15 protein-coding genes are annotated in these 20408 nt (G+C 31.4%); 12 read left to right on the top strand and 3 right to left on the bottom strand.

Going from position 1 to position 20408, the window contains the following annotated elements:
- The first annotated feature begins 55 nt into the window (after window positions 1-55).
- A complete protein-coding gene (locus tag E0D87_RS06840; protein ID WP_130819878.1) occupies window positions 56-1324 on the top strand; it encodes a bifunctional folylpolyglutamate synthase/dihydrofolate synthase in 1269 nt (422 codons plus the stop codon).
- Between the two features lie 18 nt (window positions 1325-1342).
- Here E0D87_RS06840 and E0D87_RS06845 read toward each other — a convergent pair whose 3' ends face one another.
- A complete protein-coding gene (locus E0D87_RS06845) occupies window positions 1343-3136 on the bottom strand; it encodes an ATP-dependent helicase (RefSeq protein ID WP_130819879.1) in 1794 nt (597 codons plus the stop codon).
- A gap of 76 nt (window positions 3137-3212) precedes the next feature.
- Between E0D87_RS06845 and E0D87_RS06850 the strand changes: the two genes are divergently transcribed.
- Window positions 3213-4010: a nitroreductase family protein gene (locus E0D87_RS06850; RefSeq protein WP_242618454.1), complete on the top strand. Its 798-nt coding sequence runs from the start codon at window positions 3213-3215 to the stop codon at window positions 4008-4010.
- Between the two features lie 45 nt (window positions 4011-4055).
- A complete protein-coding gene (gene map / locus E0D87_RS06855) occupies window positions 4056-4874 on the top strand; it encodes a type I methionyl aminopeptidase (RefSeq protein ID WP_130819881.1) in 819 nt (272 codons plus the stop codon).
- A gap of 77 nt (window positions 4875-4951) precedes the next feature.
- Here map and E0D87_RS06860 read toward each other — a convergent pair whose 3' ends face one another.
- Window positions 4952-5560 carry a thymidine kinase gene (locus tag E0D87_RS06860; RefSeq protein ID WP_130819882.1) on the bottom strand — a complete coding sequence of 203 codons (609 nt, stop codon included), beginning with the start codon at window positions 5558-5560 and terminating at the stop codon, window positions 4952-4954.
- Window positions 5561-5567: 7 nt separating this feature from the next.
- Window positions 5568-6665, bottom strand: coding sequence for a redox-regulated ATPase YchF (gene ychF, locus E0D87_RS06865; RefSeq protein ID WP_130819883.1), 1098 nt, complete (start codon window positions 6663-6665; stop codon window positions 5568-5570).
- A gap of 191 nt (window positions 6666-6856) precedes the next feature.
- On the opposite strand from ychF, the gene E0D87_RS06870 reads away from it, so the two are divergent.
- From E0D87_RS06870 to coaD, 9 genes are all read left to right on the top strand, one after another.
- Window positions 6857-8626, top strand: a complete 1770-nt coding sequence (locus tag E0D87_RS06870) for an aminopeptidase P family protein (protein WP_130819884.1) — start codon at window positions 6857-6859, stop codon at window positions 8624-8626.
- Complete coding sequence (uvrC, locus tag E0D87_RS06875; protein ID WP_004834362.1) at window positions 8623-10473, top strand: excinuclease ABC subunit UvrC; 1851 nt, start codon at window positions 8623-8625, stop codon at window positions 10471-10473. The genes E0D87_RS06870 and uvrC overlap by 4 nt, the downstream gene beginning before the upstream one ends.
- Window positions 10474-10476: 3 nt before the next feature.
- Window positions 10477-11493 carry an HPr(Ser) kinase/phosphatase gene (gene hprK, locus E0D87_RS06880; RefSeq protein ID WP_004834299.1) on the top strand — a complete coding sequence of 339 codons (1017 nt, stop codon included), beginning with the start codon at window positions 10477-10479 and terminating at the stop codon, window positions 11491-11493.
- Window positions 11494-11788: 295 nt separating this feature from the next.
- Entirely contained in the window at window positions 11789-15316 is a 3528-nt protein-coding gene (gene nifJ, locus E0D87_RS06885) for a pyruvate:ferredoxin (flavodoxin) oxidoreductase (protein WP_130819885.1), read from the top strand.
- 143 nt (window positions 15317-15459) lie between these two features.
- Window positions 15460-15813 carry an Asp23/Gls24 family envelope stress response protein gene (locus tag E0D87_RS06890; protein ID WP_004834183.1) on the top strand — a complete coding sequence of 118 codons (354 nt, stop codon included), beginning with the start codon at window positions 15460-15462 and terminating at the stop codon, window positions 15811-15813.
- An 8-nt stretch (window positions 15814-15821) separates the two neighbouring features.
- On the top strand, window positions 15822-17396 hold the full coding sequence (locus tag E0D87_RS06895) for a DAK2 domain-containing protein (protein WP_130819886.1): 1575 nt from the start codon (window positions 15822-15824) through the stop codon (window positions 17394-17396).
- On the top strand, window positions 17396-19378 hold the full coding sequence (locus E0D87_RS06900) for an ATP-dependent DNA helicase RecG (protein WP_130819887.1): 1983 nt from the start codon (window positions 17396-17398) through the stop codon (window positions 19376-19378). Before E0D87_RS06895 ends, E0D87_RS06900 begins: the two co-directional genes overlap by 1 nt.
- Complete coding sequence (rsmD, locus tag E0D87_RS06905; RefSeq protein ID WP_130819888.1) at window positions 19378-19941, top strand: 16S rRNA (guanine(966)-N(2))-methyltransferase RsmD; 564 nt, start codon at window positions 19378-19380, stop codon at window positions 19939-19941. Before E0D87_RS06900 ends, rsmD begins: the two co-directional genes overlap by 1 nt.
- On the top strand, window positions 19919-20401 hold the full coding sequence (gene coaD / locus E0D87_RS06910) for a pantetheine-phosphate adenylyltransferase (protein ID WP_130819889.1): 483 nt from the start codon (window positions 19919-19921) through the stop codon (window positions 20399-20401). The genes rsmD and coaD overlap by 23 nt, the downstream gene beginning before the upstream one ends.
- Window positions 20402-20408 lie beyond the last annotated feature (7 nt).

Here is a 20408-nt window from a genome sequence, read left to right on the forward strand (position 1 = left end):
TTAACTCTTGCTCTAATTCGTTTTATTACTTATAATAAACTTAGCGGAGGGACAGATGAAAAACTTTGATGATTATTATAAATATATAATTAATAGGGGTTCTACTGGTGGCAAGCATACTTTAGATAAAATTAGATTGCTTTTAGCTGAGTTTGATAATCCACAAGATAAAATAGAAGTAATACACATAGCGGGGACTAACGGCAAGGGATCTACAGCTAATATGATAGCTAATACTTTGTCAAGGAAAAACAAGGTTGGTTTATTTACATCTCCATATATGACTAAGATTAATGAAGCTATATCTATAAATGGTGTAAATATAAGTGATGAGTATTTAATGAATATAATTGATAGGCTAAGAGGTCCAATAGATGAACTAGATAAAAAAGGCTATCATAATTCATATTTTGAAGTACTAACAGCCATAATGTATATATATTTCAAAGAGCAAAATGTCGATGTAGCTATAATAGAAGTAGGTCTTGGTGGTAGCCTTGATTCAACTAACATAATTAAAAATCCATTAGCCGCAGTTATAACTACAATATCTAAAGATCACATACAAATTCTAGGTAATTCTTTAGTTGAAATAGCTAATAATAAAGCTGGAATAATTAAAAATAATAGCCAAGTATTTTTGTATCCTAAAGAGGGTGAAGTAAGGAAAGTTTTTTATGATAAAGCTAATGAAACATCTAGTCAAATGCATACTTTTTCTAAAGATGAAATTGATATTATAAAAAATGGACCTGATCTTAATGAATTTTCCTTTAGGTCTTATAAAAATATTAAGACAAAGCTAATTGGAAACCATCAAATATATAACGCTGCAACAGCTTTAATGGTTATAGATTTTTTTAAGGATAAATTTAATTTAACTGATGAAGATATTTATAAGGGAATGTTAGAAGCTAAAAATCCAGGAAGATTGCAATTAATATCAACTAATCCAAGAATTTTGGTAGATGGATCTCATAACAAAGAAGCCATAGATGCTTTAGCTAGCTCAATTAAAAACTATAATTACGATAAATTGATTGTTGGCTTCTCAATATTAGAAGATAAAGACTATACTTATGTAATTGATAAATTAACTAGTATAGCTGATGAAGTTGTAGTAACTGAAATAACAGAAAATCCTAGAGCATTCGAATTGGATAAGTTGTACTCTTTAGTTAAAAGTAAACTACCAAATACCATTAGCATAAAAGATAATATGGAAGCTTTTGAATACACAAAAAATACTGCAAATGAAAATGACTTGGTCGTTTGGTGTGGGTCTTTGTATTTGGTAGGAGATATTTTAAAATACAATAGTTGAAAGCGTTAAGTCCCTAAATTATTTTAGGGACTTAACTTCATTTACAAATATTGAAGGATTTAGGTTTATACCTGATCTTTTCTTTATAGAAAGTAAAAACAATTCCTTCTTTGCTCTTGTCATTGCCACATACATAACTCGTCTTTCTTCTTCTAAATTTTTATTATAATCATCACCGTCACCAATCATAGGAAATTCATTTTCGTTTAAGTTTATTACAAACACCTTATCATATTCAAGTCCCTTGGATTTATGGATGCTAGATAAAATTATATTAGAATTATTGTTGTTTATATATCTATTAAGATTATTCACTTTATCTTCAAAGTCCTTTTTATCATTCAAATCTTTTGTAAAGTTTACGAGAGACTCAACGAAAAGATCTTTATTTACAACTTCTTCCTTATATCTTTTTGAAAAGTTACTTATATATGATTTATATCCGAGATATTTATAGATAAATGATATCTTTTTACTTAGAATTAAATTTCTTATATGTTTTAGTTCTTTTTCTGTTTTAATTAAGGCATCTATTTTATAATCATCAATTTCTGAACTATAGTAAAAATCAAAAACATCCTGATTAATTGGTTTAAATTCAAGTTTTAAAATATCTTCTTTAGATAAAAATGTTCCGATTTTATAATATATTTCTTTAAAGATTTCAGTTTTAGAAAAATCATTTGAAAACTCAATTATATCGAAAAAATCTTCTATGATTTTAGACTCTAAAAAATAAGGATCAGATATTTTGAGGTTAAAATCAATTCCATCTTCCATAAAAAACGAAATCATATTTAGGGCTTGGATATTATTTCTAAATAAAATAGCACATTTATAATCAGTTGAGATATTTTTTCTAATAAATTTATATTGATCGTAAACATTTTTAAAAGATTTTGTAGTAATATTAGAATTGAAAGTGTTATTGGTATATAAATCTTTTTTGTATCTAAAATTATTTTTATCAATGAATCTACTAGAAATATCTACAATATTTTTACCAGACCTATGGTTTTCATTTAATATTATAGTTTTTGACTCTGTATATATGTTTTTGAAATTTAATAAATAAGAAATATCAGAAGCTCTAAAAGAATAAATAGATTGGTCATCATCGGCTACGATCATCAAATTATTATTTGGAGCTGCAATCTTTTCTATTATTTTAAATTGTATTAGTGAAGTATCTTGACCTTCATCAACTTGAATGTACCTATATTTATTTCTAATAGAATTTAAAAGATTTTTATCATTTTCTATTAATTTTAGAGCTATAACTTGCATATCGTCAAAATCCATATAGAAATTTTTAATCTTAAAGTTTTCGTAGGCTCTATATATTTTAACACACTCTTTGACTTTAGAATTTTTGAGATAATTTTCATTAAGCATTGCGTTTTTCATATATGAAATATCCTTAAAAAACTCCTTAAGATCTTCATTTGTGATTTTTTTATTATTAAGTCTATAATAAATATTTCTGATTAAATCATACTTACTATAGAGGTCATCTGTTTCAAGTAGCCTCAAACTTCTATTATTCTTTTTTAAGTAATTTCTAATAATCAAATAGCAAAAGGCGTGGATAGTCATAAAGTTAGTTTCTTTTCCATCATATCTTTCCTCCATGTCTATAGCTTGATTTTTAGAAAAAGTTACAGTTAAGATATGAGCTGGATCAATTATCTTTGATAAATTTTCAATTCTATGAAGAAGCATAGTGGTTTTTCCTGCTCCTGGCCCTGCCAATACTAAAATTGGACCGTCTATGTGATTTGCTGCTAAATTTTGTTGGTTAGTTAAATTCATATCTTTATTTTATCATATTAATTTTTTTAAATATATGTTAAAATATAATAAGAAGAAAAAATAGATGGGGGATATAATGCTAACACAAAATTTTTTGAAATCTAGAACTTCAACAAGAGACTTTAAAGAAGAAAAAATACAAGATATAACTTTAGAAAAATTAAACAAAGCAATGCTTAAGTCAGTGGAAAATCACGGCAAAGATGATATCAAATTCATTTTGATAGAAAATGGAGAAGACGTTTACCAAAAACTTCAAGGACTAGCTGGCTACCAAGGTGTAATGATAAATGCTCCTTCATACATTGCTTTAAATACTTTAAACGAAGAACCTGCTACATATGTAAAAGCAGCTTATGCTATGGAAGAGCTTATTACAACATTAAATGAATTAAACTTAGGAAACTGCTGGATAACTGTAGAAGATGTTGATGATGAAACTAAAAAATCAGCTATAGGCTATGACAATGGCGATGTATCTATACTCCTTGCTATAGGAAATCCAGTTGATGGAAGCGAAAGAGAACATAGATATGACGATAGATTAGCTAACTCTGATTTAGTATTTATTGACAATCTAAATACACCAGCAAGTGATGAAGACTTGGAACAAAGGGGTCTAAACGTTATATTTGATTATGCGAAATACGCTCCATCAGCATATAACTCTCAACCATGGAGATTTTTGGTAGAGGATGATAACTTATCAATTTATATCAAAGATTTTAAAGGAAATGTAAATCTAATAGATGCAGGTATAATAATGTATTATGTAGATGAACTAGGAAAATCAATTTCATCAAACAGTAACTGGGACATAAAACCTGTTATAGATGGAAGTGAATATACCTATATAGCTACAAAAAAACTATAGAATAATGGACGCTTAAGCGTCCTTATTTTGATGAAAGGATTTAAATTGATTAGATTATATACTGAAAAAGATTTTGAGAAAATGAGGAAATCGGCAGAAATACTTTGTCAAACACACCTAGCTCTTGGAGAGCTTATTAGACCAGGTATTACTACCTTACAATTAGATAAATTTGCTAACGAGTTTATTACAAAACACAAAAAGGCTATTCCTGCTCAGCTTGGTTATGGCGGATTTCCTTATACACTTTGTATATCAGTAAACGATGAAATATGCCATGGCTATCCTACAGATTATGTCCTAAAAGAAGGAGATATTGTTTCAATTGATAACGTGATCGACTTAAATGGTGGACTTGCCGATTCTTGTTGGACATATACAGTTGGTAAGATGACAGAAGAAGATCAAAGGCTCGTAGATGTAGATTTAGAAGCTCTAAATAGAGGAGTGAATGCAGCCGTAGTTGGCAATAGAATAGGTGATATAGGTCATGCTATCCAAGAATATGCAGAAGTAGAAAATGGATTTTCTGTTATAAGAGATTTCATAGGTCATGGAATTGGTAATGAAATGCACGAAGATCCTCAAGTGCCACACTATGGCAAGGCAGGAAGAGGTCCAAGAATAGAAGCTGGAATGGTATTTACAATTGAACCAATGATAGCGGCAGGTGATTGGAAGATGCAAGTAGATGATAATGGCTGGACAGCAAGGACAAGAGATGGCTCCAAATGTTCACAATTCGAACACCAACTTATAATTCATGAGGATGGTCCAGAAATTATTACAGATCAAAGCAAATATAAACTTACAGACGATGATGTCAAATTTATAAATATCTATAAAGAAAGACATAATTTGTAGATTTATCGGTTTTATTTGATAAAAATATTAAACTTTATTTTATTTAAAAAACGCATGGAAGTTAACCATGCGCTTTTTTAATTTAATTCTTCAAGAGATATTTGATTTTTATATTTCTCACGTTCTTTCATTTTTTTGCTATAGCAAGACCTACAAAGTGGTTCATAGAGATCTTCTGAACCAATTTGAATTCTTGAGTCTTCAGCTGATTTTCTATATGAAGCCCAAGCGTCTTCTCCACAAGATGCGCAGATAGCATGATGCTTAACAAGCTCATCCGCAATTGGCATCAATTCCTTAATTATTTCAAAAGGCTTTGTCATGTAGTCCATATCAAGACCGGATACAACCAAGGTAATATTCATACTCATGAGTTTGTTGAATATATCTATAACTTCATCAGGGTCATTTGGGAAAAATTGAACCTCATCTATACCTATTGAATCCACGTCATTGTTTTTTGCGTATTCTAAAATATCTTTTAAGTTCTCGACTTTTATAGCATCTAGCTCTAGATTATCATGGCTAACTATTTTTTTCTCATCGTCTCTACTATCAATTGATGGTTTAAAGGCAACTACATTGTATTTGGCGATTTTCATCCTGTAAAGTTCTCTCCACAAAGATGTAGTTTTTCCAGAAAACATGGATCCAGTATGGACGATCAATCTGCCTTGTTGTTTCATTTTATTTCTATACATTGAATTTAAAGTTGACTACATCGCCATCCTTCATGATATAGTCTTTTCCTTCCTGTCTTAGTAGGCCTTTTTCTCTGGCCTTATTTTCTGATCCAGAGTCTACTAGGTCATCATATGATACAATTTCAGCTTTGATAAATCCTCTAGAAATATCAGAGTGGATTTTACCAGCTGCATCTACTGCCTTGGTCCCATTTGTGATAGTCCAGGCCCTAGTTTCCATTTCGCCAGTTGTTAGGAATGAAATTAAGTTTAAAGTCTTATATGAATCTCTTATAACTTTATCAGTACCAGATTCTTCTAGACCTATCATTTCTAAAAATTCTTCTCTTTCTTCTTCACTTTCAATCTCAGATATTTCTTGCTCAATCTTAGCTGATACTATAGAAACTTCTGCGCCTTCATTTTTAGCAAAATCTCTTACTTTTTCAACGTAAGGATTTCCTTTTCCATCATTAGCAGCGTCTTCTTCGTTTACATTGCAAACATATATGATAGGCTTAGTGGATAAAAGTTGGTAGGCCTTTAATAATTTCTTTTCTTCATCATTTAAATCTAGAATTCTTGCTGATTTACCCTCTTCAAGAACAGCTTTTATTTTATCTAATAGTTCAACTTCAGCTCTAACACTTTTATCACTTCTAGCAACTTTCCTTCTTTTTTCGACAACCTTATCTACAAGCTCTAAGTCAGAGAATATTAGCTCAAGATTGATAGTTTCAATATCTCTTAGTGGATCTACCGAACCGTCTACATGGGTTACGTTAGGATCATCAAAACATCTAAGAACTTCTACTATAGCGTCTGTTTCTCGAATGTTTGACAAGAACTTATTTCCTAGTCCTTCTCCTTTTGATGCTCCCTTTACTAGTCCTGCTATATCGTAAAATTCCACGACAGCTGGAACAATTTTCTTACTGTTTGACATCTCAGCTAATACATTTAAACGAGGGTCTGGCACGTTAACTAGGCCAACGTTTGGGTCGATTGTAGCAAAAGGATAGTTTGCTATAAGGGCCCCTGCTTTTGTAATGGCATTAAATAATGTTGATTTTCCAACATTAGGCAAGCCAACAATTCCTAATTTCATATAATCACTCCATACACATTTTATTTTTCACAATGATAATATTATAATTGTTTTACTCGAAATATCAATTAATAAAAAACTTAGAAATGCTTTTAAATATTATTAAATAATTCAAAAGATGAGTATATAATTTATTTATAATTAGTATAGTGTATTATAGAAGAATTATAAATTTCATAAGGAGAATTGTCATGAATATCAATCAAAGAATTGAAAAGTTAAGAGAGTTAATGAAAGATAGAAAAATTGATGCATATATTATATCAACTTCTGATCCTCATCAATCAGAATACTTGGCAGATTACTATAAGACTAGAGAATTTATATCTGGTTTTACAGGATCAGCTGGAACTGCTTTAGTTACTATGGATGATGCTAAACTATGGACAGATAGCAGGTATTTCATCCAAGCTAGCAAAGAATTGAGAGCATCAGAGTTTGAACTTATGAAAATGGGTGTTGAAGGTGTACCAGATTTAATTGACTATTTGGATCAAAATATATCTGAGTTCGGTAAAATTGCTTTTGATGGCAAGTCCTATTCTGTAGAAGGCTATAAAAACCTAAGTGAAAATATGGGGGCAAGGATATTGATATCAGATGTTGACTATATTTCACAAATATGGACAGATAGACCAGAATTAAGTAATGATAAAGTCTGGATGATGGATGAGAAATATACTGGGGAGAGCTTAAGCGATAAAGTTGATAGACTTAGAGCTATCATGGAGTCTAACGGATATGATTATACATTTATTGGTGCTCCTGAGGATATTTGTTATCTTCTAAATCTAAGAGGAAATGATGTTGATTATAATCCGGTTGTTTTATCTTATCTACTAATATCAAAAGACGATATTTCATTATGCATAGACGTAGATAAGCTAAGTGGCGAAGTTAGAGATTATTTAGATGAAAATAAAGTAAAAGTTTATTCATATGATTCAATTTATAAGTTATTAAAAAATATACCAGGTAAAAACAGAATATACTTAGATCTAGAGAGAACTAATGTAGCTGTATATGATAGCATCAATGCAAATGTGAAAGTAACAATGGGAACAAATATTACAACTAGTATGAAAGCAGTAAAAACTGATACAGAGATTAAAAATATCAAGGATGCCTACATTAAAGATGGAGTTGCCTTAGTTAAGTTCTTTAATTGGCTAGAAGTTGGTGCAAAGACAGGTTCATTAAATGAATATTTAGCCAGCAACAAATTACAAGATTTAAGAAAAGAAGATGAATCTTATATTGAGGATTCTTTTGAAACCATTGCAGGATACAAGGAAAATGCAGCTATAGTTCATTACGCACCTACTATTACAGGCTCAAAAACAATTAGAGATGAAGGAATGATATTAGTTGATTCAGGAGCTCATTACAGTGGTGGAACAACAGATATTACTAGAACTGTTGCTTTGGGTAGGTTAACTGATGCTGAGAAAACTGATTATACCTTAGTATTAAAATCATTCTTAACATTATTCTTGGCAAAATTCAAGGATAAAACAAGTGGTCAAAGGCTTGATGCAATAGCTAAATATCCATTGTGGCAAGCGGGAAAAGACTTCTTCCATGGAACAGGCCATGGAGTTGGATTTGTATTGACGGTTCATGAAGGTCCACAAAGAATATCAGAAAGAGATAATACTGGATTTATAGTTAATATGACTACATCTATTGAGCCAGGATTATACATTGAAGGTTCGCATGGAATTAGGATAGAAAATGAAGCGTATGTTACAAGAGCCTATGAAAATGAATTCGGTAAATTCAATCAATTTGAAACGTTAACTTATGTACCAATTGATACAAGACCAGTAAAAACAGAGTTGCTCAATAGAGATGAGATTGACTGGTTAAATAATTATAACAGTGAATGTTATGAAAAACTAAGTCCATATTTACAAGGACAAGATTTAGATTATTTGAAAGAGAGTTGTAAAGAAATTTGACAAAATTACAGATTAAAGAAAAACTAAAAGAACTACCAGAGCTTCCTGGTGTTTATATTATGAGAAATGCTGACGATGAAATCATCTATGTAGGAAAAGCTATTTCCTTAAAGAAAAGAGTCCGTCAGTATTTCGACAATAGTAAAAACAAGGGTGCAAAAGTTTTAGCTATGGTAAACAACATCGACCACTTTGAATATATTATTGTTCAAAACGAGGTTGAAGCTTTAGTTCTAGAGAGTAATTTAATCAAAAAAAATAGACCCAAATATAATATCGTATTAAGGGATGACAAACAGTATCCTTATATTAAAATTTGCAATGAGAAATATCCAAGGATTAAAAAAGTAAGGCAGGTATCAAAGGATGGCTCAAAGTATTTTGGGCCATTCCCAGATGCCTATGCTGTTAATGATGCAATCGACCTATTTCATTTATACTATCCTTTTAGAACTTGTAACTTAAATTTTGACAAGGGAGCAAGCTTAGACAGACCATGCCTAAATTATTTTATAAAAAAATGCAAAGGTCCATGTGTAGGAAAAGAAGATGAGAAAGAATATCTGGATCATATGAAGGATGTTGAGAATTTCTTGGCAAATAAGGATGATAAAATTCCTAATTGGATACTAGAAAAGATGAGTGAAGAATCCAAAAAACTAAATTTTGAAATGGCTGCGAAATATAGAGATTATTATAGGGCATTATCAGTAATATCTGAAAAACAAAATGTAACTGAAACTAATGGCGATGATATGGATATAATAGCCATGAGTAAGGGCATGAATACTATAGTAGTACAGGTATTTTTTATGAGACAAGGAAAAATCGTAGATAGGCAGCACTATTTTATCAAGAACGATTTTATGGAAAGGGACTCAGAAATTATTTCATCATTTATCAAACAATTTTATTTAGATATATTGTATATTCCTAGAGAAATTCTCGTACAAACTTTACCTAATGATATTGATTCTATAAGTGAATTTCTAACTAACAAGAGAAAAACCAAAGTAACTATTCACGAGCCAAAAATAGGTAAGAAGAGAGAGCTTGTAGATATGGCTGCTAGAAATGCACTGGACATGAGAATTAAACACGATAAAAGAGTAGAGAAAAAAGAAAGAAAGAGATCATCAGGTATAAGTCAATTAAAAGAAATCCTTGGCTTGGAGGATGTGTTTAGACTAGAAGCATACGATATATCAAACATCTCTGGTGTACGTTCTGTCGGGTCAATGGTTGTATTTGAAGATGGAATCCCTATGCCAAAAGAATACAGGAAATTTAAAATAAAAACAGTAGAGGGTCCAAATGATTATGCTTCACATAAAGAAGTACTAACTAGGAGACTCAAACAAGGAATAGAAGAAAAATCTAAGGGTAATACTCAAACAGGATTTGGCTCTCTGCCTGACTTAATACTCATGGACGGTGGCAAAGGACAGGTTAACATAGCTAAAGGCGTACTAAATGAACTAGGGCTTAATATCGAAATAGCAGGTCTTGTAAAAGATGATAAACATACAACTAGAGCAATTATCTATAATAATGAAGAAATTCCAATTAATAGAAGAGACCCTGTATACAAATTAATATATGAAATTCAAGAAGAAGCTCATAGATTTGCGATTAACTACCATAGAAAACTTATGCAAAACACTATGAAAACAAGCGAGTTAGATAATATAAAAGGCGTAGGCAAGAAAACTAGGAAGAATCTATACACCCACTTCAAAACAATTTCAAATATTAAAAAAGCAAGTGTAGAGGAGTTAATGGAAGTGCCACTAGTTGGCAAGAGTCAAGCTTTAGAAATATATAAATACTTTAGATTGAAAGGATAAATAATGTCGGACATAAATGATATAAACGATTTTAGTGAGCATATAGATAAAGAAATAATAAGTGGAATTGATAAAAAAACCGTAAAACTAAGTAAGATTGTAGAGAAACTAAAGCTTGAGGCAGTTCATAAATCATCTGATTTTGAAGAAGTAGAACTAGAAAGTGCTGAAGTAAATAGACCGGGTTTGCAGCTTACAGGATACTTGGAAAAATTTCCACATGAAAGGCTCCAACTAATAGGTTCTGTTGAATATACTTATCTAACAAGTCTAGACTCTAGAATGCAATATGAAAGATTTCGTGGGATACTTTCATATAAATTGCCTGCAATAATTTTTACTTACAACAAAGACATTAACAAGGACATAGTAGATTTGTGTGATTACTATGATGTGACATTATTAAGGTCACCGCTAAAATCAACTAGATTAATTTCCAAAATATCTGATGAGTTAGAATATCAACTTGCTCCAACAAGCAATGTGCATGGTGAACTCTTGGAGGTCTTTGGTGTCGGAGTTTTAATCATGGGTAAATCATCAGTAGGTAAAAGTGAAACTGCTTTAGATCTAGTAAATAGGGGACATCGCTTAATAGCAGACGATATGGTTGATATCATAGCTTCTAATAATAGATTAACTGGATCATCTCCGGAAAATATTAGACACTATATGGAAATTAGGGGGCTTGGAATCATAAATGTTAGGAGATTATATGGTTCTGGAGCTGTTAAAATGAGCACAGAAATTGATCTAGTTATAGAGCTTGAGCAATGGAAAGAAGATTTTGAATACGACAGACTTGGTCTAGATGCACATAGTATTAAGATACTAGACGTTGAAGTACCACATATTGTAGTACCGGTAAGAGCAGGTAGAAATCTCGCACTAATAGTAGAAGTGGCAGCGATGAACCAAAGGGAGAAAAATCTGGGCTACAACGCAGCTAAGGTAATGACAGATAATATTTTTAGACAAACAAATGGTCTAGAAATAAGTGAAGATTTAGATATCGAATAGATACATTCTCACAGTAGAAGAAAAACGAATTCATTAACCACTTAGGTTGGTAAAATAACGATAAACAATCCATGGTGATCTATTAATTAATTGATAAGAGATTGTTAAATTTTGATTAATTAATAACGCGTCATAAATCACATAGAATATAAACGACAATAAGTATCATCTAACAAACCTAAAAGCAGTATAAGGTTAAAAAGTCTTTCAATTATTCCTTGACAATACGACAAATAAACCTTATACTTTAATTAGTGTTAACGATATTTGTTACTAATATTATAGGAGGTCTTAAATGACAGTTAAAAGAGCTATGAAGACTATGGATGGTAACACAGCAGCTGCTCACGTATCATATGCGTTTACAGATGTTGCAACAATCTATCCAATCACACCTTCATCACCAATGCCAGAAGCAGTAGATGTTTGGGCTGCAAATGGTAGAAAAAATATTTTCGGTAGACCAGTTCAAGTTAAGGAAATGCAATCCGAAGCAGGAGCAGCAGGTGCTGTACACGGAGCACTAGCAGCAGGAGCGCTAACTACTACATATACTGCAAGTCAAGGATTATTGTTAATGATTCCTAACATGTACAAAATTGCAGGTGAAAGATTACCAGGCGTATTCCACGTTGCGGCAAGAACTTTAGCTACACACGCACTTTCAATCTACGGAGATCACTCAGATGTTATGGCAGCAAGACAAACAGGTTTTGCAATGCTTGCATCATCATCAGTTCAAGAAGTAATGGACTTATCACCAGTTGCTCACTTAGCAGCAATCGAAGGAAGCATTCCATTTGTTAACTTCTTTGATGGATTTAGAACAAGTCACGAAATTCAAAAAATTGAAGTTTGGGATTACAAAGATCTTGCTCCACTTGTTGACTATGAAGCAGTTGATAGATTTAAAAACAATTCATTAAACCCAGAAAGACCAAAAACAATTGGTACAGCTGAAAAGAACATTTTCTTCCAAAGAATGGAATCAAGCAACAATGCTTATATAGACATCGTTGGAATTACAGAAAACTACATGAACAAAATCAATGAATTAATCGGTACAAACTACGGATTATTCAACTACTATGGTGCTGATGATGCAGAAGAAATCATCGTTGCTATGGGTTCTGTTTGTCAAGCAGCTGAAGAAGCAATTGACGTATTAGTAGAACAAGGCAAAAAAGTAGGTATGATTGAAGTTCACCTATTTAGACCGTTCTCTAAAGAACACTTACTAAAAGCTATTCCAAAAACAGTTAAGAAAATTGCTGTTCTTGATAGAACTAAAGAAAAAGGTTCAATCGGTGAACCACTACTATTAGATGTTAAATCTGCTTACTATGATCAAGAAGAAAAACCTCTAATTATCGGTGGTAGATATGGACTATCTTCAAAAGATACAGTTCCAGCTGATATCGAAGCAATATTTGTTAACCTTGCACAAGATGAACCAAAAGAAGACTTTACCGTTTCAATCAATGATGATGTAACACACAAATCACTTGAAAGAACAGACCTTAAAGTTAGACAAGAAGGTACAACAAGATGTAAATTCTGGGGATTCGGTTCTGACGGAACTGTTGGTGCTAACAAACAAGCTATCAAAATCATTGGTGATAACACAGACATGTATGCACAAGGTTACTTTGACTATGACTCAAAGAAATCAGGTGGTCTAACAGTTTCTCACTTAAGATTTGGTAAAGACCCAATTAGATCAACATATCTACTTGACGAAGCTGACTTCATGTCTTGTTCAAAAGTTGCATATGTAAATCAATATGATCTACTTAAAGGTCTTAAAGACGGTGGTAAATTCTTATTAAACTGTGCTTGGACAGATGAAGAATTAGAAGAACACCTACCAGCAAACATGAAACGTTACATTGCTGAACACGATGTAGAATTCTACACAATTGATGCTTCTCACTTAGCAGCTGAAATTGGTCTAGGTTCAAGAACAAACATGATTATGCAATCTGCATTCTTCAAACTTGCAAACGTAATTCCATTAGAAGATGCTGTTAAATACCTAAAAGACTCTATAGTTAAATCTTATGGTCACAAAGGTGATGACATCGTAAACATGAACTACAAAGCTGTAGATAGTGGAATTGATGCAATGCACAAAGTAGAAGTTCCAGAAAGCTGGAAAGATGCTGTTGATGAACAAAAAGAAGAAAGAGAACTTCCAGAATTCATTAGAGAAATCGTAAAACCAATGCTTGAACAAAAAGAAGACGATATTCCAGTATCAGCATTTGTTGGTAGAGAAGATGGTGCTTTTGAATCAGGTACAACTCAATACGAAAAGAGAGGAATCGCTCTTAACGTACCAGAATGGCAACTAGATAATTGTATTCAATGTAACCAATGTTCATTCGTATGTCCTCACGCAGTAATTAGACCTTTCTTAGTAACAGAAGATGAAAAAGCTAATGCTCCTGAAGGTTTCGATACTAAAAAAGCTATCGGAAAAGGCATGGAAGGATACGAATTTAGAATTCAAGTATCACCATTAGACTGTACTGGATGTGGTAACTGTGCAGATGTTTGTCCAGCTCCACAAAAAGCTCTTCTAATGAAACCATTCGAAGAACAAGTAGAAAAAGAAAAAGACAATTGGTATTTCGCTCATGAAGAAGTTGGATACAAAGAAGATGTTATGGATCCAATGACTCTAAAAGGCAGCCAATTTAAACAACCATTACTTGAGTTCTCAGGTGCATGCGCAGGTTGTGGTGAAACACCTTACGCTAAACTTGTAACACAATTATTTGGTGATAGAATGTACATTGCAAATGCTACTGGTTGTTCATCAATCTGGGGAGCAAGTGCACCAGCTATGTCCTATACAAAGAATTCATGTGGACAAGGTCCAGCTTGGGGTAACTCACTATTCGAAGATGCTGCTGAGTATGGATATGGTATGAAACTTGCAGCAGATGCTAACAAGTCATTACTTGAAACTTACATGAATAACTTCTTAGAACTTGGTCTTGATACACCATTTAATGAAGCATTCAAGGCTTGGTTAGAAGGAAAAGAAACTGTTAATACTTCTAAAGAAGCTACAGCTAAGATTATGAATCTAAAAGAAGAAACTGTAGATAGCGAAGAAGGAAAAGACTTATTAGATAAAATCTTCCAACTAAAAGATTACATGATTAAAAAATCAATCTGGATCTTTGGTGGTGACGGATGGAGCTACGATATCGGATTCGGAGGAGTTGATCACGTTCTAGCAAGTGGTGAAGATATCAATATCCTAGTATTCGATACAGAAGTTTACTCAAACACAGGTGGACAATCTTCTAAAGCTACACCATTATCTGCAGTAGCACAATTCGCTGCCGCTGGTAAAAAGGTAAGAAAGAAAGACCTTGGTCTAATGATGACTTCTTATGGATATGTATACTGTGCACAAGTAGCTATGGGTGCTAACCAAAACCAAACACTTAAAGCCCTAAAAGAAGCTGAAAGCTACAATGGACCATCTCTAGTTATTGCTTATGCGCCATGTATCAACCATGGTATCAGAATTGGTATGGGTAAATCACAATACAGAGAAAAACAAGCTGTAGATGCTGGTTACTGGCACTTATGGAGATTTGACCCAAGACTTGCTGACGAGGGCAAAAATCCATTCCAACTTGATTCTAGAGAACCTAAAGAATCATTCCAAGAATTTATCCAAGGTGAAGTAAGATACTCATCACTTAAGAGATCATTCCCTGAAACAGCTGATGAATTATATGCAGAAGCAGAAAAAGCTGCAAAAGAAAGATATGAAACATATAAGAGATTAGCTGGAAAATAGAAAATAGTAATTTAAACCGCCATTTATTTGGCGGTTTTTTTATATTTATCTTATAAAAATATACATAAAGGTACATATAAAAGTAGCTTATGGTATAATATAAACAAAATACTATGAGATTTACTAATCATAATGGAGGTATTATGACTATTAAGTATGTTAATAATTTAGGAAAAGTAACTATTGATGATTCTATTATAACCAACATTGCAGTATCCACAGTTATGAAATCGTATGGAGTTGTTGGTCTTGCTAGTGCTTCTGCTAAAGATGGTATATATCAACTCTTAGGAGTTAATAATATGCAAAAAGGAGTTACAGTTAAAAGACTGGATAATGGAACTATAGACATTAATATTTCTTTATTTTTGAAATATGGGGTTAGAATTCCAGTGGTTTGTCAAAATATAATAGAAAATGTAAAATATAATATTGAAAAATCTTTGAATGTTCGTGTTTCTAATGTAAATATTTTTGTTCAAGGAATTAATAGGTAGGAGCGTAAATGAAAAGTATAGATGCAAGTAAACTTCAACAAATGATAATTGGAGCTTATGAATATTTAGATGAGAATAAGGATTTAGTCAATGAACTGAATGTTTTTCCTGTTCCTGATGGTGATACAGGAACTAACATGAACATGACTATAAAATCAGGTTTAGATAAAGTGAATAAAACAAGTATTTCTTCCGTGGAAGAAGTGTCAAAAGCCTTAAGTCAAGGAACCCTAATGGGTGCAAGAGGTAACTCAGGAGTAATTTTATCTCAACTTGTAAGAGGAATGAGTAAAACATTAAAGGGCAAAGATATAATTGAAATAGCCGATATCAGGGAAATATTTCAAACAGCAAATAAAACTGCCTACAAAGCAGTCATGCAACCTACAGAGGGAACTATACTTACTGTCTCTAGGATGATGGCAGAAAAAGCTGAAGATGCTTTTGATGAAAATATAGAAATAGATGATTATCTAATTGAGATCATAGGTGCAGGACAAGTTGCTCTTGACAATACACCTAAGCAATTGCCCGTTCTAAAAGAAGCTGGAGTTGTGGATTCAGGTGGTCAAGGACTTATATTTTTATTAAGAGGAGCATTAAATGCGCTAAATTCTAAAATTGAAAGAGATATAGACTTGTCAAAATCAGCAGATTCAGACGATGAAACCTATACTTACAAAATAAGTTTTGAACTTTCTGGATCTAATAGTGATTTAAAATCTTTAGATGAGAACCTAATGAGAATGTGCAAAGACTACTCATCAGATTTTGAAGATGATACATTAAAAGCAGAACTTAAGACTGATAGTCCACAAAATATAATCCAAATGATTCTATTAGAAGGCGTTATATTGAATATTAATCTTGAAAATTTGAAGCCTGAAATCGAAAATGAATCAAAAAAAGGTCAAAAACCAAGTAAAAAATACGGATTCATAGCTGTTTCCAGAGGTGAAGGTTATAATGCAATAATGGAAAGCATGAACATAGATAAGATTATTGCAGGTGGACAAACTATGAATCCTTCTACAGAAGATATTTTTAATGCAATTGAAGAAATTGATGCAGAAAATATAATAGTATTCCCAAATAACAAAAATATTATAATGTCATCAAAACAGGCAGCTGAAGTTTCTGACAAAAATGTTTTTGTGGTTGAAACTAGATCTATACCAGAAGCATTTACTGCTTTGCTAGAATTTGATGAAAATCTTGATGCTAATAGTAATATCGAGAATATGAATGAAGTAATCGAAGATATCCATATAGCTGAAGTTTCTATTTCAATTAGAGATACCAGTGTTAATAACATTAATATCAAGAAGGACGACTATATAGGTATATTAGATGGAGATATAGTTGCAACTGATTCATCTATAGAAAAGACTGCAGAAAAAGTTTTATCTAAGGCTATTGATGATGAAGATATTTCTCTAATAACTGTATATTATGGTGAAGATGTAGAAAAAAGAAAAGCGAAAGATTTTGTAAAGAAATTAGAAAGAAAATTTAAAGATATAGATTGTGAATTAGTATACGGTGGTCAACCTGTTTACTATTATACAATTACACTAGAATAATGAAGATTACAGCTTTAAAAGGTATTGGTCCCAAAAAAAGCAAAGACTTAAAAAAACTAGGTATAGTTGATGTATCAGATCTTTACAATTATTATCCAAAATCTTATGAAGATAGGAGTAAGTTAAAAAAGCTTGCTAATGTTACTGATAATAGAAAATGCTATTTTGAGTGGAAAATTGTAAGCAGATTATTTACAAAATATATAAATGGCAAATCTGTATCTTATATATATGCAAGAGAAGATACCAATAAGATAAGATTGATTTGGTTCAATGATAGATTTTCTCCTAGAAAACTTGTTAAGGGAAAAATATATAAGTTTTACACTTCGATTAGCAAAAAATCAGAAACATATGAAGCTATAAATCCTATTTTTTGTGATTTAGAAGATGACGAAATAGGATCTATAGTATCAATGTATAGTTTGACTAAAGGTTTAAGTAACAAACAGTTAAGTGGATTCATTGCGGAATCTCTTAAGTATTATGATGGCAAAGAAGATATATTGGACGATTATTTGTTAGAAGAGTTTTCGCTAAATGATAGGCTGGGAAATCTCAAAGAAGTTCATAGTCCGACGTCAATAGATAGCTTAACTAAAGCCAAAAGTCAAATTAAAATCATAGACTTATTAAAAGATCTCTATATATGTGAGTTTCTAAAGCAAATGACTAAAAGTAGTCAGGATTTAAAGCTTGAATATGACTTAAACGATATATTATCTCATCTATCTTTTGATTTAACTAGAAGCCAAGTGTCATCTTTGAAAGAGATATTAAAAGATTGTGAGTCTAATTATACTTGCAATAGGCTTTTAGTTGGTGATGTTGGTAGTGGTAAGACAATTGTAGCTCTTATAGTAATGTTAATATTTTCTATGAATGGTTATCAATCAGCAATGATGGTCCCTACTGAACTTTTAGCTATTCAACAGTACGAAAAAAGCATTGACTTGTTTAATAAACTAGGAATAAGTGCAGAAATACTAACGAGCAGTAGCAAAGATAAAAATATGATAAAAGATAAACTCGCAAAGGGTGATATTGATATTTTGATGGGAACTCATGCTCTTATCCAAGAAGATGTAATTTTTAAAAATCTAAAATTTGTAGTAAATGACGAACAACATAGGTTTGGTGTTAGTCAAAGGCAGTTACTTGCCTTAAAGGGTGAAAGAGTAAACTACCTTACAATGACTGCCACACCAATACCTAGAACCTTATCTTTGAGGATTTCAGATATTATAGATTTATCCATAATAGATGAACTACCTAAAGGTAGGAAGTCTATTGATACTTATTTGCTTGGATCTGATAAAGAAGATTTATTATATGAAACTATAGCAAATAATATTGATGATGGTAGACAAGTTTATGTTGTTACAAACAATATTGACTCAGATGACAGATATTCTTTAGAAAACTTATATAAGGTATATAAAAAAAGATTTAAGTCTTATAGAGTTGAGATGCTTCACGGAAAACTAAAGCCAGACATAAAAGAAAGTATTCTAAAAAAGTTTCAAGATGGGGAAATTGATATACTACTAGCTACAACAGTTATAGAAGTAGGAATTGATGTTAGTAATGCTAATACAATGGTTATATATAAGGCTAACAATTTTGGACTTTCAACACTTCATCAGCTAAGAGGTAGAGTTGGTAGAGGTGAGTACAAATCGTTTTGCTATTTGATTACTGATAATCCTAGTCCATCTAATAAATTAAATATCTTAGTTAAAAGTAACGATGGATTTGAAATTGCAAAAAAAGATTATGATCTTAGAGGGGGAGGCAAGATTTTATCTTACCTTCAACATGGAAAAAACTTATCGAAGATTGAATATTTGAATATGAACAAAGATGAGATTGATAAGGCTTTTTACATTTATAAAAAAACAAAATCTAATGATTATGAAGGTGTAAATTTAGATTTTATAAAAGATTTTTATAACGAAGAAAAAAGGATGATTTTAAATTAATGAGAGTAGTTGCAGGCAAATACAAGGGTTTCAATCTAAAACCACCAAAAGAAAATACTTCTAGGCCAACAGATAATAAAGTAAAAGAAGCAATATTTGATATGTTGTACCCACTTAAAAGTAATTGTGTTGCTTTAGATTTGTTTTCTGGTACGGGTCAAATGGGGATAGAATTTTTATCTAGAGGAGTAAATCTAGTTTATTTTAACGAGAGAAACTTTTCGACTTATCAAATCTTAAATGAAAATTTAAGAAAAATAAATTCTGATGGCATAAAAGTATCTAAGCTAGATTTCAAGAAAGCTTTAAAAAAGTACAAAGATAATAATATAAGTTTTGATTATATATTTTTAGACCCACCTTATATGGGAGATTTATTAAATCAAGCTATTGAATTGATAGTTGAGTATGATTTATTAAATGAAGAAGGTATAATAGTTACGGAATCCGATAGGGATTTAGATTTTTCTTATATTGAAAGATTAGAAAAAATCAAAGAAAAATCTTATGGAAGGAAAATTATAAAATTTTATATAAATAATGAAGGTAATATATCCAGGTAGCTTCGATCCACTAACACTTGGACATATAGATATGATAAAGAGATTATCTAATATGTTTGATGAAGTGATTGTAGCTGTATTAATAAATGAAAACAAAAAATCTGTTTTCACTTTAGAAGAAAGAAAAGAGATTATTAAAAAACAAATAAAACGTGATGGTCTAGACAATGTAGTTATCAAATATTTTGATGGACTGTTAGTTAATTTTGCAAAAGAAACAGGTGTCTATACTGTAGCTAGAGGACTTAGAGAAGTAACCGACTATGAATATGAAAAAAATATTGCGATGTTCAATTCAAAGCTTATGAATGGGTTAGAAACGATTTTTCTGTTAAGCGATCCGAAGTATTCATACATAAGTTCTAGTGGCGTAAGAGAAGTAGCTAAGTTTCATGGTGATATTTCATCTTTTGTAAGTAAAGACGTAGAATTAGCAATTAAAGAAAAATTTAATTATTAGGGGGATG

It is taken from the genome of Anaerococcus vaginimassiliensis (assembly GCF_900626155.1).
Classification (GTDB): domain Bacteria; phylum Bacillota; class Clostridia; order Tissierellales; family Peptoniphilaceae; genus Anaerococcus; species Anaerococcus vaginimassiliensis.

What these genes read in the sequence shown, in the direction of transcription:
- E0D87_RS06895 (WP_130819886.1), top strand. Translation starts at nt 15,822, where the DNA reads ATGAAAAGTATAGATGCAAGTAAACTTCAACAAATGATAATTGGAGCT.
- E0D87_RS06870 (WP_130819884.1), top strand. Translation starts at nt 6,857, where the DNA reads ATGAATATCAATCAAAGAATTGAAAAGTTAAGAGAGTTAATGAAAGAT.
- E0D87_RS06900 (WP_130819887.1), top strand. Translation starts at nt 17,396, where the DNA reads ATGAAGATTACAGCTTTAAAAGGTATTGGTCCCAAAAAAAGCAAAGAC.
- rsmD (WP_130819888.1), top strand. Translation starts at nt 19,378, where the DNA reads ATGAGAGTAGTTGCAGGCAAATACAAGGGTTTCAATCTAAAACCACCA.
- E0D87_RS06845 (WP_130819879.1), bottom strand. Translation starts at nt 3,136, where the DNA reads ATGAATTTAACTAACCAACAAAATTTAGCAGCAAATCACATAGACGGT.
- hprK (WP_004834299.1), top strand. Translation starts at nt 10,477, where the DNA reads ATGTCGGACATAAATGATATAAACGATTTTAGTGAGCATATAGATAAA.
- nifJ (WP_130819885.1), top strand. Translation starts at nt 11,789, where the DNA reads ATGACAGTTAAAAGAGCTATGAAGACTATGGATGGTAACACAGCAGCT.
- E0D87_RS06860 (WP_130819882.1), bottom strand. Translation starts at nt 5,560, where the DNA reads ATGAAACAACAAGGCAGATTGATCGTCCATACTGGATCCATGTTTTCT.
- E0D87_RS06890 (WP_004834183.1), top strand. Translation starts at nt 15,460, where the DNA reads ATGACTATTAAGTATGTTAATAATTTAGGAAAAGTAACTATTGATGAT.
- E0D87_RS06840 (WP_130819878.1), top strand. Translation starts at nt 56, where the DNA reads ATGAAAAACTTTGATGATTATTATAAATATATAATTAATAGGGGTTCT.
- E0D87_RS06850 (WP_242618454.1), top strand. Translation starts at nt 3,213, where the DNA reads ATGCTAACACAAAATTTTTTGAAATCTAGAACTTCAACAAGAGACTTT.
- coaD (WP_130819889.1), top strand. Translation starts at nt 19,919, where the DNA reads ATGAAGGTAATATATCCAGGTAGCTTCGATCCACTAACACTTGGACAT.
- ychF (WP_130819883.1), bottom strand. Translation starts at nt 6,665, where the DNA reads ATGAAATTAGGAATTGTTGGCTTGCCTAATGTTGGAAAATCAACATTA.